Genomic DNA, 23,210 nt, shown 5'->3' on the forward strand with positions numbered 1-23,210 from the left:
CGCATAATTGGCAATTATTTGTTGCATAAATCGAGCTAATTGATGGATAGAGTCACTGCTGCGCAAGTGTTCACTATAATTGTAGAACAAGGCAGCATGATTGCCGCATCGGAACGGTTAGATATGTCGCGGGCAATGGTATCTCGCTATCTGGCTGAAATGGAAAAATGGGCGGGAGTACGTCTGTTACATCGTACAACGAGAAAGATCAGCCTGACATCGGCAGGAGAGATCGCCTATCAGCGCAGTCGTAAATTATTGCAATTGGCGGAAGAGATACCGGTTCATCAACCTGTAGAAGCACAGGAACTGAGTGGTCTTTTGCGGATAAGCAGTTCTCAATCTCTGGCGGTGAGCGCATTGTCTGTGGCGATTCCTGAGTTTATGCAGATTTACCCTCAGATAGCTATTGATATGCAAATGAGTAATAAGGCAATAAATTTGGTCGAGGAACGGATAGATTTAGCGTTACGCATCACGAATAATCTGGAGCCGAATTTGATCGCCAGACCGTTATCAACATGCCATTCTGTAGTTTGTGCCGCTCCTTCTTATCTGGCAGGAAAAATGCTTCCGCAAAAGCCTGCTGATTTAGCTTTGCATAACTGTATGACTTATAACTTCTTTGGTAAAAGTCTTTGGTTATTTGAACGCCGAGGGGAAAAATATTCTGTTCCTGTTAGCGGTACTTTAAGTGCTAATGAATCGGTTGTATTAATGGAGGCAACGTTGCAAGGGGCGGGAATCGCCATGCAACCCTATTATTCTGTTGCTTCGCATTTGGCGTCAGGAAAATTGATTCAGTTGTTGCCAGACTATCGACCTCAGGCGATGGGAATTTATGGTATTTATGCCAGTCGTCAAAATATGCCAGCAACGTTGAGAGCATTACTGGATTTTCTGGTTCAGTGGTTTGCTTCTTCTCCGTACTGGCAAGCACTAATGCTGAAAAGCTGACTTTAGTTTTTGAGGAAACAGGGCAATTTGTGCTTTTAGGTGTTCAATAAAAGTATCTACTGGGGCAGAAGAAGGGCGATGAATGGGCTTTATCAGGCTGACAGTAAAAGGAATATCGATACTGAATGGGCGAGCGCATATTTCAGATTTGCCGTGGCTGTCCAGATAATCGAGTACGGTCAGTGGGTTGACGATAGAAACGCCAATGCCTTCGCGCACCATTGCACATACTGATGCAGCACTGTGAGTTTCCATAATCAGGCGGCGGCGAATATGGTGTTCTGCGAATATGCCATCAATGAGCTGCCGGTAGCTATCCGCTATTGAAAGGCTGATAAAATTTTGCTCGCTGAAATCTTCGGGAGTCAATAGCGGTTTATGACTGAGAGGATGCTCGGCGGGCAATACGCAAATTTCATTCAGTGTGATCAATGTTTCTCTCTGTGTACCGGGTGGTGTCTGCAAATGTTCTGTCAAACCCAGATCATGGCGTTGAGCTGAAAGCCACTCTTCCAGTAGCGGTGATTCCTGTGGAATGATGGTTAAATTAGTATCAGGATATTGACGGGTGAAGTGGCGGCAAACTTTCGGTAACAGTGATTGAGAAAATACCGGCAAGCAAGCAATGGAAAGCTGAGCATGTTGAAATTTACGTATATTGTCAGCCGCATTCATTATTCTTTCGAGTCCGTAATAAGAGCGCTGAACTTCTTCAAAAAGGCGTAATCCTTGTGCTGTCGGATGCAGGCGGCCTTTTACTCGGTCAAATAGTTTGAATTTTATCAGATGCTCAAATCGTGCTAATTCACGACTGACGGTTGGTTGTGATGTTTGTAATAAAATAGCCGCTTCTGTCAGGTTTTTTGTCGTCATTACCGCATGGAAGATTTCAATATGGCGCCATGAACAAGAGGACATAAATTGTTCCTTCAAATGATAATTCTATATCACAGATGAATAGACTATAACGAAATGGATATTTTTATTCCTGTTTTTTGCTGTCAATAATGGGTTATCTGCTGACTTTGTGAGAGAAACCCTGATGAGTACTTTTACCCGCAATTTTACCTGCAATAGTTGTCCTAATCTGATAGCGGAGAATTTGAGTCGTCTGCCAGAAACGTACGGTACTCCATTATGGGTTTACGATAGTGAAACAATTATCCAAAGAATCAAATTATTATGTCAGTTTGATGTCGTCAGGTTTGCTCAGAAAGCTTGTTCTAATACTCATATTTTGCGCCTGATGCGTGAGTATGGTGTGAAAGTTGATGCTGTTTCGCTAGGGGAAATTGAGCGTGCTTTGCGGGCCGGATTTTGTCCAGGGCAAGAAGTGTCAGACATTGTTTTTACTGCTGATTTAATCGATGTGCCGACGTTGCAACAAGTGACCAAATTGGATATTCCGGTTAATGCGGGTTCTATCGATATGTTGGAACAGATTGGTCAATGTAAACAAGGGCATCCGGTATGGCTGCGGATTAATCCCGGGTTCGGTCATGGTCATAGCCAGAAGACGAACACAGGAGGGGAAAACAGCAAACATGGTATTTGGTATCAGGATCTTCCACGAGCGATTGAGAAAATACGCCACTATGGATTGAAATTGCTTGGTTTACATATGCATATTGGATCTGGTGTTGATTATCATCATCTTTCCAGTGTATGCAATGCGATGGTTGAACAGGTTATTCTTTGTGGTGAAGATATTCAGGCGATTTCAGCCGGCGGTGGTTTATCGACCCCTTATCATCAGGGAGATGAGCAAATCAATATCGCTCATTATTTTGGGTTGTGGGATGATGCGCGTAAAAGAATTGAGCAGCATTTAGGTCATAAAGTTGAGCTGGAAATTGAACCGGGACGTTTTTTGGTAGCGGAATCTGGCATTTTGATGACAGAAGTGCGGGCGGTTAAGCAGATGGGGAACCGTAATTATGTGCTGGTGGATGCGGGATTTAATGACTTAATGCGCCCGGTAATGTATGGCAGTTATCACCATATTTCAGTTTTGCCTGCTGATGGACGTAAGATTGAGCAATTTTCATTGCAAGAAACATTAGTTGCGGGGCCGTTATGTGAATCTGGCGATATCTTTACACAGATTGAGGGGGGAGGCATTGCGCCAAGAGCGTTGCCGCCGGTTCGGGTTGGTGACTATCTGGTTTTTCATGATACTGGTGCTTATGGTGCGTCAATGTCTTCCAATTACAACAGCCGCCCGCTGATCTCTGAGGTGTTATTTGTTAATGGTAGCCCCCAATTAATTCGCCGTCGCCAAACAATTGAAGAGTTATTAGCGTTGGAAGAAGTATCCTGTCCCTCTACACCATAAAAGATGGGGCGATACTTTAAGGTATCGTCCTGTCTGTTGATAAACCTATCCCTTAATCCTGTCAGTCTGACAGCATTTCCTTAAAAAGCATGTGATATATAAAACCGATACCACTATTGGTTGCAAATTTATTTGTATTCTAAAATGTTAAATTAATGAATATAAATTATTAAATTTCGGCTATAAAACACACTTATTTTTATAACTTTCGGAATATTCCTATATATTTTTAAATTAAATCTGTTGCACTATTAATCAGATATTAACTGGTTAGTAGTAAGGCCATCTCAGGTAGAACCGACACGATGGGCAGAACCCTGACCGGACAGAACGAGGCTGACGAAAATCTGCAACCGGGCCGGTGGTAACACGCTGGTAGAGTATTATGGGATTTATGGAGAAGTAAGTATGGCAATATCCAATAGCGGCAAAATGTGCCCGGCTGTCACATCAATCACCTGTACGATGGAAATAGGGGTCTTTCCCGCCGATGAAGACCCCTGTTATCTGGCGGAAAAAGCCGAATACGCTTTGCGTCTGCCGGCAATGATTATCACCAAACTGGGGGCTATTCGCTTTCTTAATCAGGTCATTATGAGTGGGTTGATTAAGGTTGAGGAACTCAAACATGACTTCCTGTGGCCCTATAAAGCGGAAGTGGTGTTTGCTATCCGAGGAGAGCAAGATGTCCCCTTACCCATGCTGGCGACCAGTCAAGACTCTAAGCAGCGTTATGGTGATAATTTACCGCAATCCAGTAATCCGTTTGCCCGACCTTCTGCCGAAGACGCGGAGAAATTTGGGGTTAAACGTATTCGGCGCCCCGATATTATTCTGGTTAAAAATGAGGTTCTTCGCTGGCCGGGCAGAAATGCCACCTACTTTGATGGTTCTGTGCACCCCGATAATCTGAAAATGTTGATTGAGGTGAAATTTCCGGGGGATGATCTCTCTGACGATCAAGAAATAGATTATATCCAGATTGCGACCGGAGACCGCTTTGGTGTGATGCGTATCATCGATAACCGTACAGAAGAGCAAAAACAGTATGATGAAGCGTGGCGAAAACATTATCAACCCAGTTCCCAACACTATAAAAATCCCATACCACTGGCCCCGTTGCCATCTGGTTCACCACCTGATGATGCTTTACCTCCCCCCACACCTCCTGAAGAAGGTGTGCCGGGGACCATTCCGCAACCCCTGACAAAAAATCCACCACTTCTCAGCACTTCCCGCTGGTCGTTTTTACCCAGCTATGAAGACTGGGTTATCCTCGGGCAGGAAGTGGCGAGTCTGGCTGAAAACGGGTTGAATTATGTCCGCGACAGTACCCGGGAGCTTCTTGCCCAGTTTGGTTCATGGCTCAATCAAACCGGCAAGTGGGTGTGTGAAGAGATTATTGACCCGATAAGCCATCAGGTCAGCTACGCATTTTCCTGGGTCAGTGAACAAACGGGGAAAATCGTGACCTGGACGGAGAGTGAGATAAAAGCCCGCTGGCAGACGGTGCAGCAGGGTTCAGATATCACCTTGGAAGAGCTAAAAAATATTAGCTGGATGCAGATATTGAAAGAGGTGGGTGAAAGCATGCTGGAAATGGTGGTGATTATTGCCGGTGTTGCCGTTGTTATTCTTGTCACCCTTGCCGTCGCTGCCGCATTGATTGCACTGGTGGAAATTTTAGCTGCCGCCGCCGCAGTGAGCGCCGCAGCGTTAGCCTCTGTCTTGGCAATATTGGCGAGTGTGACATTCGCCACCGCTTCATAATTAACGGAGAAAATATGGAAACTTCAGACTACTTTGCCCAGTTGAAATCACAACTGACTGCGTTTACCTTCCTCAATGGCGATGGGCTGACCGTTTCTCGTCTTGGGATTTCTATCACCCTGTTTTTTAAACAAGGCTACACCTCGGAGAAAAAACAGCGCATTCTGGCCTGCTACCGGCGCTTTCGCGAAGAATTTGGTACCTACCTGCGTTTTCATCGTCATTCGCTGGAGGGATTAAAAAATATTCCCCAGAAAATATTGCCAAAGTTGAAGAAGGCATTCTTAATCGGAAAAAAAAACCAGCCCTCTAGTTGGGTAGTCAGTGATGCCAAAAATCTCTATGAAGCCCCTCGCTATCTGATGCGTTACCTTGATTCCGATGAAGCTGATGGTGACGATAGTAGCTCTTACCTAAGCCTGACATTTCCTTGGGATTACCTAAAAGAACAAGACGGCATGGCTCGTTTTATGGCTTGGCTGGAGTTTCTATGTGAACAACTCGAACCGGACAGTGGGGATTGTGGCTACAGCCTGGTCATCCCCAGAGATTACCATGATTACTTTCCTTTAGAGTATCAACTGGCGCAACGTTACCCTTCCCTACAAGTGAACTCCGCAGTGCACACAGCTAAATTACAGTATGAACATTCCATCCGGGGCATTAACTGGATCACCCTGCTGTCCAAACGATTTGTAAACCGACTGGGTGGGGAATATTGGATACGTCAGGTGCTTCGCCCCTACCGGGATGTGGTGATTAGTTCTTACCGTGATGGCCTGATAATCCGTGCCGGTCAATACCCGGACTTAACGCCACTGCCGGGCAGTGTCCCGGAGAGTTATTTTGCCATTAACCAGTTGATACGTCCGATACGGGTGATACCTCGTGAAGGCCATTCATTGCACTTCTATGGTGAGGGTCATTTTAATTCAACTTCCACCCTGGCCTGGTATGCCCGTTATGACCGGGGACCGCTGCAAGTGACTCCTCTGAGAGGCAACCACCCTGCATTGGTCAGCGGGATCTGGCAAACCGATAGCCTGCCGGGCAAACAGTACTTCTTTGCTCAGGGTACGATGTCTTTTGATGTTCCAGGTACAAAACCGGGCACAACCCTCTGGCATTTGATACGGGAAGCGGAAAATATGTGGGAATAACAGATTGTCCACTGCCTGATAATCATAGGTATTTACACAATTTTCATAAAAAATGGTTAAGGAAAGCCATTTTTCGTCTGTCAATATGGTTTTAAAATCTGGAAAACAAAACCAGAGTACCATGAGAAAACAGGTAAAAAATTTAATCATTAAAAGTAAAAAGCAGTGATTAAAGATTTTTTAAAGCGAGTAAAAGATTCGATACTCTTCTGACATTGGAAGAAAAACATCAAGAAAAACGGGTTTGAGATTGAATTAATAAGGTGACAAAATAATAACATTAACCCAATAACAAAAACGTGCGATTATATTAAAACATTTAACAGGATTAACCGTATTAAACAAATTATCAGTTAAAAAGCACAAAAACACTTAAAAAGCATTAAAGATTATTAAAGAAGTGAATGTTGTTTTTAATACCATTAGCTCATCTGTTATCCTCGCTGGTTTTAAACCTAAAAAAATTACATACAGAAAGAAAAAATGAGAAAACTTAATTATCAGTTTACGGGTATTAAAAAGTTTTCTAGTCGTTATTTTACAAAGTAAGTCATAAAAAAATAGCGCAATAAAGAATAGATAAAACGGTTAATTTACCCGGGTTTAAGCCCTGAAAAAGATCTGATTATTCGAAAAGATATAAGAGGGTATTTTTATATCATCAGGTTATTTACTGGTTGATTTATTCTCTTCATTCTTTAAATCACTGCTGCGTTGGTTGCTTTCACTTACATTAATCTGTCAGACCTTTCACCTTTGTTAATGCGATTAAAGCATCGGAGAAAGCCAATAAACGACAACACATTATCTGAAATTTTCGATGATGTGAAAACATCCCTTGTTTTTTAAATGGGTTATCCAACAATCTGGGGCGATACTTTAAGATATCGCCCCATGATTAATTTAGCTCTTAATTCTCTTTAATCGTCAGTTTTAGGCCGCTTTTGTTCTCGGCTTTTCGACCGGGGCTGCGACAGCCAGTGCTTCTGGTTCAAACTCATCAACGTTAATAGAACGTAGACGGCTTGCTTCGGCACGTTTCAGAATTTCGGCTTCGTCTGGCGTGATCTTACGTTCTGCGAGTGCGCGCTCTGCCAGTTTATCCAGGCGAGTAAAACCAAGGCGTTTACCTGCTTCGCGACTCAAACGGGCATGGATCGGTTCTGCGGCAATAATATCGTGCAGAGCTTCTTCCAGTAATCCGTGAGGATTGTGCTCGCTTGGTGTCAGATATTGACCTCGGCCAATGCGATCACGGGTAGCCGAAGGTTGTTGTAAGATCTGGGCCAGTTTGTGATCCAGATGGTCAGATGGCGCTGAATGTACACGCCCTAGAGGGAAGACGATAACACGCATCAGACCGGCAACCAGACGATTCGGGAAGTTACTCAGTAAATTATCTATCGCCTGTTCTGCTTGATATAAGCTATCTTGAACGGCCCACTGAACGAGCGGTAAATCTTCTTTTTGACGACCTTCATCTTCATAGCGTTTTAACGTCGCGGAAGCCAGATAGGTTTGACTCAGAACATCGCCAAGACGGGCGGAGACACGTTCACGACGTTTCAGGCTACCACCTAATACCCCCATTGCCACATCTGATAATAGCGCAAGGTTGGCACTCAAGCGGTTTAGTTGCTGATAGTAACGGCGTGTTGCATCACTGACCGGTGTGCTGCTGGTGCGGCCATTGGTTAAGCCAAGCCAGAAGCTGCGTAACATGTTACTGGCAACGTGACCAAGGTGGCTAAACAGTGCCTTATCAAAGTCTTTGATACGATTATTTTCAGCCGCAGCCATTTCATCAAGAACATAAGGATGGCAGCGGATAGCTCCCTGACCGTAGATAATCATGTTACGGGTCAGAATATTGGCGCCTTCAACGGTAATGGCGATAGGTGCGCCTTGGTAAGCGCGAGCAAGGAAGTTGGATGGACCAAGGCAAATACCTTTACCACCGGCAATATCCATTGCATCAATAACAGATCTTTGGCCTCTGTGGGTGCAGTGATATTTGACGATAGCGGATAACACAGAGGGTTTTTCACCTAGCATGATACCGGTTGTTGCAAGCGTTGAAGCGGCATCCATCAAATAGGCGTTACCGGCAATGCGTGCCAGTGGTTCTTCAATCCCTTCCATTTTACCAATTGGCATTTTGAATTGGCGGCGGATATAAGAGTATGCGCCAATCGCCATAGCGACACTTTTCAGACCGCCGGTTGCATTTGACGGCAGAGTGATACCGCGGCCGACAGACAGACATTCAACCAGCATGCGCCAGCCTTGTCCGGCCATTTTTGGCCCGCCAATAATGTAGTCGATCGGAACAAAGATATCTTTACCGCGAGTTGGCCCATTCTGGAATGGAATATTCAGTGGGAAATGGCGATGACCAATTTCTACCCCCGGTACATTGGTCGGGATCAATGCACAGGTAATGCCCAATTCTTCTGTATCACCCAATAAATGGTCAGGGTCAGACAGTTTGAAAGCCAAACCGAGTACGGTAGCGATAGGTGCAAGTGTGATATAACGTTTGTTCCAAGTCAGGCGCATACCCAGAATTTGCTCGCCTTGCCATTCTCCCATACAGACTACGCCTGTATCTGGGATTGATCCGGCATCAGAGCCGGCTTCCGGGCTGGTCAATGCGAAACATGGGATCTCTTCGCCACGGGCAAGTCCGGGTAGATAGCGGTTCTTCTGCTCTTCGGTGCCATAATGCTGTAACAATTCCCCCGGGCCGAGAGAGTTAGGCACACCTACGGTGATTGCCAGAATGCCGGATGTCCCCGCCAATTTTTGCAGGACTCGCGCCTGTGCATAGGCTGAAAATTCCAGACCGCCATACTCTTTTTTAATGATCATGGCAAAGAAGCGCTGTTCTTTCAGGTAACGCCATAACTCAGGCGGCAAATCAGCAAGTTCATGGCTTATCTGGAAATCATTGGTCATACGGCAAGCTTCTTCTACCGGACCATCCAGAAATGCTTGTTCTTCAGCGGTTAACTGAGGCTTTGGGTAGTCATGCAATTTTTTCCAGTCGGGTTGACCGCGGAATAGTTCACCTTCCCACCAGGTAGTACCTGCATCAAGAGCTTCTTTTTCCGTGCGAGATAGGCTTGGCATCACCTTACGGAAGGCTTTTAAGGCCGGAACAGTAAGTAAGGAGTGGCGCATTGGCGCAAAATTCAGTGGGAACAGAATAATGGCCGTTGGTAACAACATCCAGTAGCTCCATGCATCAATAGCGCCCATCAAGACGGTATAGACAAGGAGCAGTAGGCTGCTGAGACTGAGATTGACTTTGTGATAGCAAAGTATTCCAATCAATACTAAGAATAGAATAATACTCAATGTGGTCATAATAAAAGCTCCTGGTTAATCTCAGGGTCAGGTAAGTCATCAGAGGTCGGACCTGTTAGGGTGTTCTTCTCTTTTTAGACCATGAAATTGTTTTTAGCAATATCTTTACATCTTAATTACAATCTAGCTCACAAACTCGTGGTGATCGGCAGCGGATTAATTCTCCAGAAACGTGATGTTGTCTTCTTTCAATTCTCTTGATCCGGTAAACTGCCATCCGGCACAACATTAAAGATTACCTGACCGAAGTGAGGAGCCTATGTATCAAGACCTGATCCGTAGTGAATTGAACGAAGCCGCGGATACGCTGGCAAAGTTTTTAAGTGACGATGCAAATATTGAAGCAATTCAAAAAGCAGCGGTATTACTGGCTGATTCATTTAAAACGGGTGGCAAAGTACTGTCCTGTGGTAATGGGGGTTCGCATTGTGATGCGATGCATTTTGCCGAAGAATTGACCGGCCGTTACCGCGAAAATCGCCCTGGTTATCCGGCGATTGCGATTTCTGATGTCAGCCACCTTTCCTGCGTCAGTAATGATTTCGGGTATGAATTTGTTTTTTCTCGTTATGTGGAAGCGGTTGGAAAAGAGGGAGATGTGTTACTGGGTATCTCCACTTCCGGTAATTCCGGTAATATTATCAAAGCAGTTGAAGCTGCCCGCTTAAAAGGCATGAAAGTTATTACGCTGACAGGCAAGGATGGCGGTAAAATGGCGGGAACCGCTGATGTGGAAATTCGTGTCCCGCATTTTGGTTATGCAGATCGTATTCAGGAAATTCATATCAAAGTTATTCATATCCTGATTCAACTTATCGAAAAAGAGATGATTAAAGCCTGATTTTACAGGCTACAGAGGTGGGCAATGTGTGAGTTACTTGGCATGAGCGCAAATGTGCCAACAGATATCTGCTTTAGTTTAGGTGGTCTGATCCAACGGGGTGGTCATACCGGGCCCCATAAAGATGGTTGGGGGATCACATTTTATGAGGGGCGGGGCTGTCGCACATTTAAAGATCATCAACCAAGTTACAATTCGCCTGTTGCTCGCTTCGTACAAGAGTACCCGATTAAATCCAGAGTGGTGGTTTCTCATATCCGGCAGGCTAACCGCGGTAATGTCGCGTTGGAAAATACTCATCCTTTCATTCGTGAGATATGGGGACGCAACTGGACTTATGCCCATAATGGGCAGCTTCGGGGCTATCGGCAGCTTGAAACGGGTCAGTATCGTCCCGTTGGGCAAACGGATAGTGAACATGCTTTTTGCTGGATTTTGCATCAACTTTCACAAAAATATCCAAGAACCCCTTCCAATTGGCCTCAGGTTTTTCGTTTTATCGCTTCATTAGCGGACGAACTCAGCAAAAAAGGCGTATTCAATATGTTGCTGTCAGATGGGCGTTTTGTGATGGCATATTGCTCAACCAACCTCTATTGGATTACCCGTCGGGCGCCGTTTGGAAAAGCAAAACTTCTCGATCAGGATGTTGAAATTGATTTTCAACAGCATACACAGCCGGATGATGTTGTTTCTGTTATTGTTACCCAACCGTTAACCGGTAATGAAGACTGGAATCGTATTGATCCGGGTAGCTATGCATTATTTCATCTTGGTGAACGCGTATTGTGATTGATGCTGCAAAAGTGGCGATTTGTCAGGTGTAGGATTAACCGCATATTGACCGTTAATGACGCTGATTGTTGCCGGCTGGTGATTTTTTACAAAATACTCATAGGCCGGTTGCAACTGTAGCCAAAACATATAATGGGAGGATGAACGGTGGCGTAACATATTCTGAGGCGTCATTCTGAATGGATAAATACTGATATTAATTTCATATTGCCCGCGCAATAATGCACTTTCTACATAATCGTAGATTTCATCCATGTAACCGTTAGTCATAGCGTAACAACCGACAGATTTACACTCTCCGTGGATCATTAAATAGTTGCCGGAATAGCCTCTGAATTTATCGTATTCATTGGGAAAACCAAGGTTAATAGATCGGTAATACCGACTATTTGGATTGAGTTGATGGGTTTTTACACGATAGAATCCTTCCGGGCTTTTCAGATCGCCTTCTGTGGTTTTGGGACCAAGGCCGCCAGAGTAATTACAGATGGGGTAGCTTTTAGACAATTGGTAGCTTCCATGACTATTTTTAGTATAAAGCTCCAGTATCCGCTCTTCTTTGAAGATTTGGATAAAGACGGGAGCGCCGGTCTGCGCAGGGTAGTTTTGCTTTAATTGAACTAAAGTATCCTGAGAATAGACAGGAGCGAGTGAATTAGAAAACAACAATATTATTGCAGGAAAAACCGCAGTTTTTTTCATGTGACTACCATATAGCGACGTAGTGAGCTGACTAAAAATTTAGCTTAAGATTGCCATGAGTCATCGACTTTGTGAATAGAAAATGACGATGATAACTTTATCACTACAAAGTGATTGTTAGGTTAAAATACAATCAGGTGTCGGTAAAGATGATATAATAATTCGTTTTTTGCGAGTAATTAATCGTTCAGTGCCAAAATTATTCCTGTTTGCTTGAACTAAATCACTTGATTAGTCAGACAGGCCAAGAAGGGAGATGTTAAAATTACCGCCTGGAGATTAAAAGAAAATCGTAACAATTATCGGAGAATAATAACCTGGGCACGATTCGTGACTTAAGGGGTTTTTTATAGAGTGGCTATGTTACCACCAGGTAATCTGTAGCATATGATTTAATTGATAAACTTGTGCAAATCTTATGATTAAAATTAAAAAAGGACTCGACCTCCCGATTGCAGGAGCGCCTGCTCAAGTAATAGAAGACGGTCCGACGATTCGCCATGTAGCACTGTTGGGTGAAGAGTATGTTGGAATGCGTCCTTCTATGTTGGTTAAAGAAGGTGAGCATGTTAAGAAGGGCCAGATTCTTTTTGAAGATAAAAAGAATCCCGGTGTAGTTTTCACCAGTCCGGCCTGTGGACAGGTTGTGGCGATTAATCGTGGTGAACAACGTGTTTTGCAGTCAATCGTGATTGAGATAACGGGAGACGAACAGGTTGATTTTGACCGTTATGATCGTTCCCAACTTTCTCAGTTATCCCGAGAACAAGTGGAAAAGAATCTTATCGATTCCGGGTTATGGACCGCATTACGTACCCGTCCTTACAGCCGAAGTCCTGCTCCCGGCTCCTCGCCAAAAGCGATTTTTGTAACCGCTATGGATACTCAGCCTCTGGCTGCAAATCCACAGGTTATTATTGCTACCGATAAAGAGGCTTTTGTTGATGGTCTGAATGTGCTGACTAAACTGACCGAAGGTAAAGTCCATGTTTGCCATAGTGCAGGAAACTTGCCGGGTGTCAGTAATGATGCACAAATCACTTATAATCAGTTCTCAGGTCCGCATCCTGCGGGATTAGTTGGAACTCACATTCACTTTATTGAACCCGTCAGTGCGACTAAAACGGTATGGCACTTGGGATATCAGGATGTGATTGCTATCGGTAAATTATTCACTACCGGCACACTTTATACTGATCGTGTCATCGCATTGGCCGGTCCACAGGTTGAGAAACCACGGCTTATACGTACCTGCTTAGGGGCTGATCTGCTTGAGTTAACTCAGGATCAGCTTAAAGAGGGTGAAAACCGTATTATTTCAGGCTCCGTATTGTGCGGTACTCAGTCAGATGAGGTTCATCACTATCTTGGTCGTTTCCACACTTTAGTTTCTGTTTTGCGTGAAGGCCGTGAAAAAGAGCTATTCGGTTGGATCATTCCGGGCGCCGATAAATTTTCCATCACCCGCACCACCATTGGTCATTTCCTTAAAAATAAGCGTTTTGCTTTTTCAACCACAATGAATGGCGGCGAACGTTCTATGGTGCCAATCGGTAACTATGAGCGTGTTATGCCTTTGGATATTATGGCGACGCATTTGCTGCGAGATCTGCTGGTGGGCGATACCGATAGCGCTCAGGCACTGGGTTGTCTGGAGTTAGATGAGGAAGACTTGGCGCTTTGTACCTATGTCTGTCCTGGCAAATATGAATATGGTCCGGTACTGCGTGAAGTGCTGACTAAGATTGAGCAGGAAGGATGATTTCATGGGCCTGAAAAACTATTTTGAAAAAATTGAGCGCCACTTTGAGCCTGGGGGCAAATTAGAAAAATATTATCCGCTGTATGAAGCGGTAACGACGGTTTTCTATACACCAGGTACAGTAACTTCTGGTCGTGCTCATGTCCGTGATGCTATCGATCTAAAGCGTATGATGATCATGGTATGGCTGGCGGTATTCCCGGCAATGTTCTGGGGAATGTATAACGTTGGTCAGCAGGCGATCCCTGCGCTGTATCATTTGTACAGTGGCGCGGAATTACAGCAAATTCTGGCATCTGACTGGCACTATCGTGTTGCTCAGTTTTTTGGTGCGTCACTGACGCCAGGTGCTAGCTGGTGTAGCGAAATGTTGCTTGGCGCGACTTATTTTCTTCCTATTTACATCGTTGTATTCGTCGTTGGCGGCTTCTGGGAAGTACTGTTTGCCATCATCCGTAAACATGAAATTAACGAAGGATTTTTCGTTACTTCGATTTTATTTGCGTTGATTGTTCCGCCGACGATTCCTCTATGGCAGGCGGCGCTGGGTATTACATTCGGTGTTGTCATTGCGAAAGAGGTCTTCGGTGGTACAGGCCGTAACTTCCTGAACCCGGCACTGGCTGGCCGCGCTTTTCTATTCTTTGCTTATCCGGCACAGATTTCGGGAGACTTGGTATGGACTGCGGTTGATGGTTTCTCTGGCGCGACGCCGTTATCTCAATGGGCGGCTGGTGGTAGTCATGGATTAGTGAATATCGTTACTGGTCAACCTATCACCTGGATGGATGCTTTCATTGGTAATATTCCTGGCTCTATCGGTGAAGTGTCTACGCTGATGATTTTCATTGGCGGTGCGATGATTCTGTTTACCCGTATTGCTTCATGGCGCATTGTCGCCGGGGTGATGTTGGGTATGGTTGCGACTTCCTACCTATTTAATGCTATCGGTTCAGAGACTAACCCATTGTTTGCTATGCCGTGGTATTGGCATATGGTTCTGGGTGGTTTCGCTTTTGGTATGATCTTTATGGCAACCGATCCGGTATCCGCTTCATTTACCGATAAAGGTAAATGGTGGTACGGCATTCTGATTGGTGTGATGTGTGTTCTGATCAGGGTTGTCAACCCGGCATATCCAGAAGGTATGATGCTGGCGATTCTGTTCGCAAACCTGTTTGCGCCATTGTTTGATTATCTGGTAGTGCAAGCCAATATTAAACGGAGAAAAGCCCGTGGCTAATGATAAACCTAAAAATAATGACAGCGTGGGCAGAACATTTATCGTTGTTTTTGTGCTATGTCTCGTTTGCTCAATTGTGGTGGCAGGTTCTGCGGTAGGGCTGAAATCTCAGCAACAGGAGCAAAAATTGCTGGATAAACAGCGTAATATCCTCGATGTTGCTGGATTACTCAATCCTCAGATGAGTGCCGATGAAGTTAAAGAAACATTCAAAAGCCGTATTAAAACCGAGTTGTTGAATCTGGATACTGCAACACTTGAAAGCAGTCAGGGCAAGTTTAACCTGAACGATGCATTGCGCAGTGATGATACTAGTATTGCATTACCACCTGAAAAGGATTTGGCGAAAATCCGCCGTCGCGCCAATATGGCTGAAATCTATCTGGTGAAAAATGAGCAGGGTAAAACTCGCGAAATCGTTCTGCCTATTTATGGTTCTGGCCTGTGGTCTGTTATGTATGCTTTTATCTCCGTTGATGTGGACGGTAAAACGGCCCGCGGCATCACCTATTATTCGCACGGCGAAACGCCGGGATTGGGGGGAGAAGTGGATAACCCGCAATGGCGTAAAAAGTGGATAGGTAAAAAACTGTATAACGATGAGGGCAATCCGGCGATCAAAATTGTTCGTGGCGGCGCTGCTGCCGATGACTCTTATGGTGTTGATGGCTTGTCTGGTGCGACCCTCACCTCTGCCGGTGTCCAGAATATGTTTAATTTCTGGTTAGGGGATAACGGTTTTGGTCCGTTCCTGAAAAAAGTACGCGAAGGAGCGTTGAAAGATGGCTGATAGTAAAGAAATAAAACGAGTCCTTCTTGGGCCGCTCTTGGATAACAACCCGATTGCATTGCAGGTTCTGGGGATTTGCTCAGCGCTGGCGGTAACAACCAAGTTGGAAACGGCGTTGGTAATGACAATAGCGGTAACATTGGTTACTGCCTTTTCCAGCTTTTTTATCTCGTTGATCCGTCATTACATCCCTGGCAGTGTGCGAATCATTGTACAGATGGCGATTATTGCATCGCTGGTTATCGTGGTAGATCAGATTTTGCAGGCTTATGCTTATGAAATTTCCAAGCAGTTGTCTGTATTTGTTGGCCTTATCATTACTAACTGTATCGTGATGGGACGTGCGGAAGCTTATGCCATGAAGTCTCCACCTATTGAGAGCTTTATGGATGGTATCGGTAATGGTTTAGGTTACGGGGTTATTCTGGTACTGGTTGGTTTCCTGCGTGAGTTGTTTGGTTCCGGCAAACTGTTCGGGATTACCGTGATGGAATCGGTACAGAATGGGGGTTGGTATCAGCCTAATGGTTTGTTCCTGTTGGCGCCTAGCGCGTTTTTCATTATTGGTATGCTGATTTGGGGTCTGAGGACTTTGAAACCGGCGCAGGTTGAGAAGGAGTAACTGACAACATGGAACATTTTATAAGCCTGTTTGTCCGTGCTGTCTTTATTGAGAATATGGCGTTGGCTTTCTTCCTCGGTATGTGTACTTTTTTGGCGGTATCGAAAAATGTCACAACAGCGTTTGGTCTGGGTATTGCCGTCACGGTGGTTTTAGGGATCTCTGTTCCTGCTAATAATCTGGTGTATAACTTGGTATTGCGTGACGGCGCATTGGTTGAAGGGGTTGATCTCAGCTTCCTGAACTTTATTACGTTTATTGGCGTGATTGCTGCGTTAGTGCAGATTCTTGAAATGATCCTTGATCGTTATTTTCCTTCACTCTATAACGCGCTTGGCATTTTTCTGCCGCTGATTACCGTTAACTGTGCGATTTTTGGTGGTGTCTCTTTCATGGCGCAGCGTGACTATAACTTTTCTGAATCCATCGTGTATGGTTTTGGCTCAGGTATAGGTTGGATGTTGGCAATTGTCCTGCTGGCTTCTATCCGTGAAAAAATGAAATATGCTGATGTTCCGGCAGGTCTGAAAGGATTGGGGATCACCTTTGTCACTACGGGTTTGATGGCATTGGGTTTTATGTCCTTCTCTGGTGTGCAGTTATAAAGGCGAGAAGCATTCATGGATATAATAATTTTAGGCGTAGTGATGTTTACCCTAATTGTGTTAGTACTGACGGCGCTGATTTTGTTCGCAAAATCAAAGTTAGTTAACACTGGGGATATTAGAGTTGAAGTTAATGGCGATCCGGAAAAGAGCTTTACCGCTCCAGCCGGAGATAAATTGCTAAATATGTTGTCAAGCCAGGGGATTTTTGTCTCTTCTGCTTGTGGCGGCGGTGGTTCTTGTGGTCAATGCCGGGTAAAGATTAAAGATGGCGGCGGTGACATTCTGCCGACAGAGCTTTCTCACATTAGTAAGCGTGAAGCGAAAGAGGGTTGTCGTCTGGCTTGTCAGGTCAATGTAAGACAGGACCTGAAAATTAAATTACCGGAAGAGATATTCGGTGTTAAGAAATGGGAATGTGAAGTTATCTCCAATGATAACAAAGCAACTTTCATTAAAGAGCTGAAATTGAAGATCCCTGATGGGGAAGTTGTACCTTTCCGTGCAGGCGGCTATATTCAGATTGAAGCTCAACCACATATTGCTCGTTACTCCGATTACAATGTGCCGGAAGAATACCGAGAGGATTGGGATAAATTTAATTTATTCCGCTTTGTCTCTGAGGTGAAAGAGCCAACAATTCGTGCTTACTCAATGGCAAACTACCCGGAAGAGCACGGTATTATCATGCTTAACGTTCGTATTGCGACGCCGCCGCCAAGAAATTCGGAAGCGCCGCCGGGAATTATGTCTTCTTATATTTGGTCACTGAAACCTGGTGATAAAGTGACTATCTCTGGTCCGTTCGGTGAATTTTTCGCGAAAGATACTGATGCGGAAATGATCTTCATCGGTGGTGGCGCAGGTATGGCGCCAATGCGTTCTCATATCTTTGACCAGCTTAAAAGATTGAATTCCAAACGTAAGATTAGCTTCTGGTATGGCGCCCGTTCTAAACGTGAAATGTTCTATACAGAGGATTTTGATCAGCTAGCGGCGGAAAATGAAAACTTTACCTGGAATGTAGCGCTATCTGATGCACTGCCTGAGGATAACTGGGATGGTTACACCGGTTTTATCCATAATGTTCTGTATGAGAATTATTTGAGGGATCATCCCGCTCCTGAAGATTGTGAATTCTACATGTGTGGGCCTCCGGTTATGAATGCTGCGGTGATCAAGATGTTGAAAGATCTTGGAGTCGAGGATGAAAACATCATGTTGGATGATTTCGGTGGCTGATAAGCCATAAAATAGTTTGATTTTAATGACTGGCGCCCACAATTTTGTGGGCGCTAACAATTCGGAAAGAGTAATTAACTGTGCGTAAAAAGATAAGTAGCTGGATAGCGTTAATATTTGCCGTATTGCTGCTGGCGGCATGCGATGGTCTGGAGCAGAAAAATATTCATGGGCAAACAATGGGGACTTACTATTCCATTAAATTTGTCACGGGTTCGTCGGCGCCTTCGCCAGAAATGTTACAAAAAGAGATTGATCGTTTGCTGGAAGAAGTTAACGATCAGATGTCGACATATCGCCCTGATTCTGAATTGAGCCGTTTTAATCAAAGCCGTCAAATTGATCGTCCGTTCCCTGTATCGCCCGCGACAGCCAAAGTGGTTAAAGAAGCGATCTACATTAATAAATTGACGGATGGCGCATTGGATGTGACGGTTGGCCCATTGGTTAATTTATGGGGGTTTGGTCCTGAGGGGCACGTGACGAAAGCACCTTCTGCGAGTGAATTGGAAAAACGCCGTGAATGGATTGGGATAGATAAACTGGTGGTAGAAGGTAATAACCTGATTAAAACCGTTCCAGAGCTGTATATCGATTTATCATCTATTGCTAAAGGTTATGGCGTAGATGTTGTTGCTGAATATTTGGAATCGCAGAATATCAAAGATTATATGGTTGATATTGGCGGTGAAGTCCGTACATCAGGTCGTAATGGTAAAGATCTGCCGTGGCGGATTGCGATTGAAAAGCCATCTGACACTGGCATGGCTCAAAATGCTCAGGAAGTGATAATGCCTGGGAATATGTCGATAGCGACTTCTGGTGATTACCGTAATTACTTTGAACAAAATGGTGTGCGCTATTCTCATACGATTGATCCAAAAACGGGGAACCCTATTTCTCATAATTTAGTCTCTATTACGGTAATTGCTCCAGCTTGTATGAGTGCTGATGGCCTATCTACTGGACTGAATGTTTTAGGGCCGGAAAAAGGGATGGAAGTTGCAGAAAATCTGAGTATCCCGGTTTTTATGATCATAAAAACGAAAAATGGTTTTGAAGAGCGTTACAGTAAAGCCTTTGAGCCATACCTACAGAAAAATCAATGAGAAGGGGAAAGAAGTGCTGAAAGTATTTATTGCAGCCTTCGTCTTTTTCCTGCTGGCTTTTGCAGGAATGTCGTTGGGCTATATGATTAAACGTAAGAGCATACAAGGGAGCTGTGGCGGTTTAAGCAGTATTGGAGTGGAGAAAGTATGTGATTGTCCGGAACCTTGTGATGCTCGTAAGAGACGTATGGCTCGTGAGGCTGCGCGGCAGGTTCAATTAGAGAAACATCGGATTATCTGAGTTTAACCAATCGGCGTAATACTCCTTCCTGCTTTCACGTAGTTTGAGATAAAGTAAATAAAAAGCAGAAATACCAGTTTGATAAAATCCCCTTCACATTAAGCGGCTTACTGTGAAGGGGGTTTTAAATACACACCCTGTTAATATAGGTTTTAAGATAAAGTGAGCAATCTGAATTCATATAAATATGAAATTCAGGTTATTTAATTGTATCTTTTGAAAACTATTTAATTGACAGAAGACCATTTATATTGTGTGAGGAGTTTTTTGTAAATAAGAAATTAAACTTCCAATTTAAAATGAAAAATATAAACAGCTTTTAAAGTTGTAATATAGGCTAATGATGATTTAGCATGAATTATTACATGTGATTTTATATTTCTCAGCAAATAATTTTCTATTTAATAAAATAAAATTCCAATATTCCCAGGGTTAAAATAAATATTTTTATAACCTCAGGATTTTGACAAACTTTATAAAAGCGATACACTTAAGATGAAATTTATAAATCTATTAAAGTCATAAAACTATTAAAGGAGTAATTTTTATGTTTAAGAAATTATTAGCGGTTGGGATATTATCGGCAGGTATTACATTAACCGGAGGAATTGGCGCTGCATCGGCAAGCGTATATATTCCTTGGGACAATTGTTATAGTTCTGGTATATCTCATAACAATGGTCTATATACGCAATATATTGCTAAAGATAATGGAAATTTTCCTGGTATATATAATTGGGCTGGAGTTAGATGGTATCTTAAAGGTTATAAGTATTTAGATTACTGTGGAAAATATATCGCTTTATATGAAGGTAGAGGCTTGTAAAATTTTACCTAAAAACCTCAACAATCTGGGCCAAATATTATAAATATTTGGCTCATTATATTATGCCAAATACTTATTTCTGAGAGGGGGTTAGTTTAAAAAATCCTTGGGAAAAATATATGTCAAAATCATCCCGGTTATGAAGAAATTAGATGAAATAATATCAATCACATAGCTTAATATCTTTTACATAGGTATTAGGTTACGCCAAGGATATTCTTTTACATACCAAATAATTCTCACTTTTTAATTTATAATCCACATAGAAAGATAGGGGGGAACTTAAGGAAAATGAAATAATAGCTATAAACCCAAAACAGTTAATAAAACTGTCGTGATGTTTTGGACAGCGATTTGTTATATTAAGGAAAATAACAGAAGCTATAAGGTATGAAAGAAAAGGAAGAAATATTATAAAAACAGGGCCTGAGAATATTATTTTATCTTTCATTTTAATTAAGAAAAATAAATTTTCCCCAGCCAAAAAGAAACCTGATAGCGTTAAAATAAAAATAACAAGAGCACAGATTATTAGGGTAGACCCAACAGTAGTGTCACCAGCCGCCATTTCGATCATGGCTGCCCAAGCCATCACTCTTTGAGCCGGTCAGCCAGTCGTGTCATCAGGTCCATGCGTTCATGGAAAATAGTCACGATCAGAGCAGGCGCTCCCTCACGCGGTAGACAGAAGACGTAATGATGTTCGTACCGCCCCATCCGTAGGCCCAGAAAAAGCGCGCTCATGTCTTTGAACACACCCCGGCCATCGGCGAGGTTGGCGATACCCTGTTCTAACATAGCAATGTAGCGGCGCACCTGAGCATCGCCCCATTGCTTGCGGGTGTAGCGGACGATGCCACGCAGGTCGGATTCTGCCGCCGTAGTGAGAACGTAGCCGGTCAATCCCGGCCCTCGGTCAGTTCTTCATCGAGAATTTCGCTGATGCTCTTGGTAGACACATTGCCAGCAAGTCCCTCGTGGATGCGGGTGCCGAGCAGGATTTTCAGTTCCTTCCATGCCTGATTGGCATCAACATCGCCGGGAAACAGCCTTTCCAGCGCGTATTGCTTGATGGTCTTGCCCTGCAAGGCAGCCAGCGCTTTCAGGCTTTGGTGCTGCTGGTCTGTTATGTCGATGGTTAGGCGACTCATGGGATAATCTCCAAACTCCAAAATTACACATTCCCACATTAGCACATATGTACTAATGGAGCTATATGACAACATTGGCGCAGGTAGCCGGTAAACAGGTGTTTTACGACACAGGCAAAAATGGTCTGGATGTCCTGTGTGCACATCGCCTAAAAACATGCGGAAAACTCTGTCGTTAGGTATAGCATACGAAAATTCAACGTGAGGGGTTTTTCATAGCTCCCCCAGTTATGGAGAAATTAAATAAGATAATATTAATCACATAGCTTAATATCTTTTACATAGGTATTCGGTGACGCCAAGGATATTCTTTTACATATTAAATAATTTTCACTTTTTAATTTATAATCCACATAAAAAGATAGAGGAAAACTTAAAACAAATGAAGAAAAAGCTATTACGGCTGAATATTTAACATAGGTATCATGATGCTTAGGATAACGATCAGTTATGTTAACAAGAATAGATAAAATCATAAGATATGAAATAAAAGGGAAAGAGAAAAATATTATAAAAACATGACCTGAGAATGTTATTTTATCCTCCATTTTAACTAATGAAATTAAATTTTCCCCAGCCAAAAAGAAACCTGATAACGCTAAAATAAAAATAGCAAAAGCACAGATTATTGGTAAGATATTTTTCTTATTTGCCATAATTCCCCCAGTTATGAAGGAATTGATTGAAATTAGCTTCTGGTGTTCTTGGTCTTCTTTCTATTTCTTTCTTGATCAAATTAATCACAGTTTCACTAATTTTGAATTTTTTATCCAAAGAATCAAGTATAGATGCCGTTGCAACACCTATAGCAAGCATTGCACCAGCCACAACAATTACACTGGCACCTGTCACAAATGAAAATGAAAGAGCAACACCCACAGCCCAAGAAGCAAAAGCCGCCACTGCCGCCTTAGCCAAATCTACTGAAATATTGCCTAAGAAATCGGCCAGTGTGTATTCATCTTTAAAGATGTATTCAACCGCCCGATAGGCTGAGGAAAATAATATATTGAATTTAACTCCCTTAACTATGCCACTGTTTATTCCTTGTTGCCCTATTCCCATAGAGATTATCTTCATGTTAGAAGCGCTGTATCTTGAAGCGGTGATGATTTTTCTAAGCCCTGCATGACCTGAGATTTTAATATATCTTTGCCCATTTTTACCAACATACTCTGTGGCTTTAATCCCTAATCTTTTAAATTCTCCTACTACATTTATAAAGTCGAAAGCATCACGTATATTACCTGCATAGGGTGATATAGGATCGGTAACTGAAAATATGCTCTTTATAAATGGGCTTTTTGGTGTTGGCGAATCAATCTCCTCTAAAACATCTTTCGCTTCCTCTAAGGATAGCAGTGCAATATACGCTGTATTCTCGTTTAACTGTTTTTCAAGACCAATAGCATTAAAGGACTGAAATTGAGGTTTCAAGTGATTAATCCCAATATGACCTCTTAGAAAATCGCCCATATAGCCTTCCCAAGAGGGGTTGTATCTTTTATGTGTCATCGTGAAATTTCCTTTAATATTCTTAAAATCAAAAATCGTCACATCGGTATTTAACGGACGGAGTTTACGATTTGAGTATAACATCGTTGTGTAAAAAAAAGCCACATTGGTTACATAGTAGCAAAAAGTTGGATAAACGCAACGAGTCAGCCATTATATTCCTACTAAAATAATC

The 23,210-nt window shown here is 43.2% G+C and carries 23 protein-coding genes; 15 read left to right on the forward strand and 8 right to left on the reverse strand.

From position 1 onward, the window contains the following. Positions 1-42 precede the first annotated feature (42 nt). Positions 43-957 (forward strand): LysR family transcriptional regulator, encoded by a 915-nt coding sequence (locus B0X70_RS05900; RefSeq protein WP_046396561.1) that lies wholly within the window; start codon positions 43-45, stop codon positions 955-957. On the opposite strand, the gene B0X70_RS05905 is transcribed toward B0X70_RS05900, so the two are convergent. Continuing rightward, entirely contained in the window at positions 940-1,875 is a 936-nt protein-coding gene (locus B0X70_RS05905) for a LysR family transcriptional regulator (RefSeq protein WP_036776880.1), read from the reverse strand. The two genes, B0X70_RS05900 and B0X70_RS05905, sit on opposite strands and share 18 nt — an antisense overlap. Before the next feature lie 124 nt (positions 1,876-1,999). Here B0X70_RS05905 and lysA point away from each other — a divergent pair, with 124 nt between their 5' ends. The 3 genes from lysA to B0X70_RS05920 all read left to right on the forward strand — a co-directional run bounded on the left by lysA (position 2,000) and on the right by B0X70_RS05920 (position 6,222). After that, positions 2,000-3,292, forward strand: coding sequence for a diaminopimelate decarboxylase (gene lysA, locus B0X70_RS05910; RefSeq protein ID WP_036814721.1), 1,293 nt, complete (start codon positions 2,000-2,002; stop codon positions 3,290-3,292). A 408-nt stretch (positions 3,293-3,700) separates the two neighbouring features. Beyond that, entirely contained in the window at positions 3,701-5,062 is a 1,362-nt protein-coding gene (locus tag B0X70_RS05915) for a VRR-NUC domain-containing protein (RefSeq protein WP_217471118.1), read from the forward strand. A 14-nt stretch (positions 5,063-5,076) separates the two neighbouring features. Further along, positions 5,077-6,222 (forward strand): DUF3396 domain-containing protein, encoded by a 1,146-nt coding sequence (locus tag B0X70_RS05920; RefSeq protein WP_336246314.1) that lies wholly within the window; start codon positions 5,077-5,079, stop codon positions 6,220-6,222. Positions 6,223-7,155: 933 nt separating this feature from the next. On the opposite strand, the gene fadE is transcribed toward B0X70_RS05920, so the two are convergent. Beyond that, positions 7,156-9,591 carry an acyl-CoA dehydrogenase FadE gene (fadE, locus tag B0X70_RS05925; RefSeq protein ID WP_217471119.1) on the reverse strand — a complete coding sequence of 812 codons (2,436 nt, stop codon included), beginning with the start codon at positions 9,589-9,591 and terminating at the stop codon, positions 7,156-7,158. Between the two features lie 259 nt (positions 9,592-9,850). On the opposite strand from fadE, the gene lpcA reads away from it, so the two are divergent. Both lpcA and B0X70_RS05935 read left to right on the forward strand, forming a co-directional pair. Further along, positions 9,851-10,432, forward strand: a complete 582-nt coding sequence (gene lpcA, locus B0X70_RS05930; RefSeq protein ID WP_046396936.1) for a D-sedoheptulose 7-phosphate isomerase — start codon at positions 9,851-9,853, stop codon at positions 10,430-10,432. A 24-nt stretch (positions 10,433-10,456) separates the two neighbouring features. After that, positions 10,457-11,224, forward strand: coding sequence for a class II glutamine amidotransferase (locus B0X70_RS05935; RefSeq protein WP_046396937.1), 768 nt, complete (start codon positions 10,457-10,459; stop codon positions 11,222-11,224). Here the strand turns inward: B0X70_RS05935 and B0X70_RS05940 are convergent. After that, positions 11,195-11,929: a L,D-transpeptidase family protein gene (locus tag B0X70_RS05940; RefSeq protein WP_046396938.1), complete on the reverse strand. Its 735-nt coding sequence runs from the start codon at positions 11,927-11,929 to the stop codon at positions 11,195-11,197. The genes B0X70_RS05935 and B0X70_RS05940 overlap by 30 nt on opposite strands. A gap of 418 nt (positions 11,930-12,347) precedes the next feature. Here B0X70_RS05940 and B0X70_RS05945 point away from each other — a divergent pair, with 418 nt between their 5' ends. The 9 genes from B0X70_RS05945 to B0X70_RS05985 all read left to right on the forward strand — a co-directional run bounded on the left by B0X70_RS05945 (position 12,348) and on the right by B0X70_RS05985 (position 20,369). Beyond that, positions 12,348-13,691 (forward strand): Na(+)-translocating NADH-quinone reductase subunit A, encoded by a 1,344-nt coding sequence (locus B0X70_RS05945; RefSeq protein WP_040152252.1) that lies wholly within the window; start codon positions 12,348-12,350, stop codon positions 13,689-13,691. 4 nt (positions 13,692-13,695) lie between these two features. Next, on the forward strand, positions 13,696-14,934 hold the full coding sequence (locus B0X70_RS05950; RefSeq protein ID WP_217471120.1) for an NADH:ubiquinone reductase (Na(+)-transporting) subunit B: 1,239 nt from the start codon (positions 13,696-13,698) through the stop codon (positions 14,932-14,934). Further along, positions 14,927-15,724 carry a Na(+)-translocating NADH-quinone reductase subunit C gene (locus B0X70_RS05955; RefSeq protein ID WP_217471121.1) on the forward strand — a complete coding sequence of 266 codons (798 nt, stop codon included), beginning with the start codon at positions 14,927-14,929 and terminating at the stop codon, positions 15,722-15,724. The genes B0X70_RS05950 and B0X70_RS05955 overlap by 8 nt, the downstream gene beginning before the upstream one ends. Next, positions 15,717-16,346, forward strand: coding sequence for an NADH:ubiquinone reductase (Na(+)-transporting) subunit D (locus B0X70_RS05960; RefSeq protein WP_011145526.1), 630 nt, complete (start codon positions 15,717-15,719; stop codon positions 16,344-16,346). Before B0X70_RS05955 ends, B0X70_RS05960 begins: the two co-directional genes overlap by 8 nt. Positions 16,347-16,354: 8 nt before the next feature. Beyond that, entirely contained in the window at positions 16,355-16,951 is a 597-nt protein-coding gene (nqrE, locus tag B0X70_RS05965) for an NADH:ubiquinone reductase (Na(+)-transporting) subunit E (RefSeq protein ID WP_011145527.1), read from the forward strand. A 15-nt stretch (positions 16,952-16,966) separates the two neighbouring features. Further along, the gene (nqrF, locus tag B0X70_RS05970) at positions 16,967-18,193 is read left to right on the forward strand and encodes an NADH:ubiquinone reductase (Na(+)-transporting) subunit F (RefSeq protein ID WP_036776865.1); all 1,227 of its coding nucleotides are present in this window, start codon (positions 16,967-16,969) and stop codon (positions 18,191-18,193) included. A gap of 80 nt (positions 18,194-18,273) precedes the next feature. Beyond that, entirely contained in the window at positions 18,274-19,302 is a 1,029-nt protein-coding gene (locus tag B0X70_RS05975; RefSeq protein ID WP_040152257.1) for an FAD:protein FMN transferase, read from the forward strand. Between the two features lie 13 nt (positions 19,303-19,315). Beyond that, entirely contained in the window at positions 19,316-19,543 is a 228-nt protein-coding gene (gene nqrM / locus B0X70_RS05980; RefSeq protein ID WP_040152259.1) for a (Na+)-NQR maturation NqrM, read from the forward strand. 547 nt (positions 19,544-20,090) lie between these two features. Next, complete coding sequence (locus B0X70_RS05985; RefSeq protein ID WP_105398151.1) at positions 20,091-20,369, forward strand: LCI fold-containing protein; 279 nt, start codon at positions 20,091-20,093, stop codon at positions 20,367-20,369. 202 nt (positions 20,370-20,571) lie between these two features. Here B0X70_RS05985 and B0X70_RS05990 read toward each other — a convergent pair whose 3' ends face one another. The 5 genes from B0X70_RS05990 to B0X70_RS06010 all read right to left on the reverse strand — a co-directional run bounded on the left by B0X70_RS05990 (position 20,572) and on the right by B0X70_RS06010 (position 23,035). Further along, a complete protein-coding gene (locus B0X70_RS05990; RefSeq protein WP_246593452.1) occupies positions 20,572-20,961 on the reverse strand; it encodes a DUF1240 domain-containing protein in 390 nt (129 codons plus the stop codon). Continuing rightward, positions 20,961-21,272 (reverse strand): type II toxin-antitoxin system RelE/ParE family toxin, encoded by a 312-nt coding sequence (locus B0X70_RS05995; RefSeq protein WP_217471122.1) that lies wholly within the window; start codon positions 21,270-21,272, stop codon positions 20,961-20,963. Before B0X70_RS05995 ends, B0X70_RS05990 begins: the two co-directional genes overlap by 1 nt. Beyond that, positions 21,269-21,520: a type II TA system antitoxin, ParD family gene (locus tag B0X70_RS06000; protein WP_046397708.1), complete on the reverse strand. Its 252-nt coding sequence runs from the start codon at positions 21,518-21,520 to the stop codon at positions 21,269-21,271. Before B0X70_RS06000 ends, B0X70_RS05995 begins: the two co-directional genes overlap by 4 nt. 254 nt (positions 21,521-21,774) lie before the next feature. Next, the gene (locus B0X70_RS06005; RefSeq protein ID WP_217471123.1) at positions 21,775-22,176 is read right to left on the reverse strand and encodes a DUF1240 domain-containing protein; all 402 of its coding nucleotides are present in this window, start codon (positions 22,174-22,176) and stop codon (positions 21,775-21,777) included. Then, the gene (locus B0X70_RS06010) at positions 22,166-23,035 is read right to left on the reverse strand and encodes a hypothetical protein (protein ID WP_181147796.1); all 870 of its coding nucleotides are present in this window, start codon (positions 23,033-23,035) and stop codon (positions 22,166-22,168) included. Before B0X70_RS06010 ends, B0X70_RS06005 begins: the two co-directional genes overlap by 11 nt. Positions 23,036-23,210 lie beyond the last annotated feature (175 nt).

This window comes from Photorhabdus akhurstii, from assembly GCF_019090985.1.
GTDB classification, from domain to species: Bacteria; Pseudomonadota; Gammaproteobacteria; order Enterobacterales; family Enterobacteriaceae; genus Photorhabdus; species Photorhabdus akhurstii.

Coding starts and splice junctions, on each gene's coding strand:
- B0X70_RS06000 (WP_046397708.1), bottom strand. CDS start 21,520: ATGAGTCGCCTAACCATCGACATAACAGACCAGCAGCACCAAAGCCTG.
- lpcA (WP_046396936.1), top strand. CDS start 9,851: ATGTATCAAGACCTGATCCGTAGTGAATTGAACGAAGCCGCGGATACG.
- fadE (WP_217471119.1), bottom strand. CDS start 9,591: ATGACCACATTGAGTATTATTCTATTCTTAGTATTGATTGGAATACTT.
- B0X70_RS05945 (WP_040152252.1), top strand. CDS start 12,348: ATGATTAAAATTAAAAAAGGACTCGACCTCCCGATTGCAGGAGCGCCT.
- B0X70_RS06010 (WP_181147796.1), bottom strand. CDS start 23,035: ATGACACATAAAAGATACAACCCCTCTTGGGAAGGCTATATGGGCGAT.
- B0X70_RS05905 (WP_036776880.1), bottom strand. CDS start 1,875: ATGTCCTCTTGTTCATGGCGCCATATTGAAATCTTCCATGCGGTAATG.
- lysA (WP_036814721.1), top strand. CDS start 2,000: ATGAGTACTTTTACCCGCAATTTTACCTGCAATAGTTGTCCTAATCTG.
- B0X70_RS05915 (WP_217471118.1), top strand. CDS start 3,701: ATGGCAATATCCAATAGCGGCAAAATGTGCCCGGCTGTCACATCAATC.
- B0X70_RS05920 (WP_336246314.1), top strand. CDS start 5,077: ATGGAAACTTCAGACTACTTTGCCCAGTTGAAATCACAACTGACTGCG.
- B0X70_RS05900 (WP_046396561.1), top strand. CDS start 43: ATGGATAGAGTCACTGCTGCGCAAGTGTTCACTATAATTGTAGAACAA.
- nqrE (WP_011145527.1), top strand. CDS start 16,355: ATGGAACATTTTATAAGCCTGTTTGTCCGTGCTGTCTTTATTGAGAAT.
- B0X70_RS05940 (WP_046396938.1), bottom strand. CDS start 11,929: ATGAAAAAAACTGCGGTTTTTCCTGCAATAATATTGTTGTTTTCTAAT.
- B0X70_RS05985 (WP_105398151.1), top strand. CDS start 20,091: ATGTTTAAGAAATTATTAGCGGTTGGGATATTATCGGCAGGTATTACA.
- B0X70_RS05950 (WP_217471120.1), top strand. CDS start 13,696: ATGGGCCTGAAAAACTATTTTGAAAAAATTGAGCGCCACTTTGAGCCT.
- B0X70_RS05960 (WP_011145526.1), top strand. CDS start 15,717: ATGGCTGATAGTAAAGAAATAAAACGAGTCCTTCTTGGGCCGCTCTTG.
- nqrF (WP_036776865.1), top strand. CDS start 16,967: ATGGATATAATAATTTTAGGCGTAGTGATGTTTACCCTAATTGTGTTA.
- B0X70_RS05990 (WP_246593452.1), bottom strand. CDS start 20,961: ATGGCTTGGGCAGCCATGATCGAAATGGCGGCTGGTGACACTACTGTT.
- B0X70_RS06005 (WP_217471123.1), bottom strand. CDS start 22,176: ATGGCAAATAAGAAAAATATCTTACCAATAATCTGTGCTTTTGCTATT.
- B0X70_RS05935 (WP_046396937.1), top strand. CDS start 10,457: ATGTGTGAGTTACTTGGCATGAGCGCAAATGTGCCAACAGATATCTGC.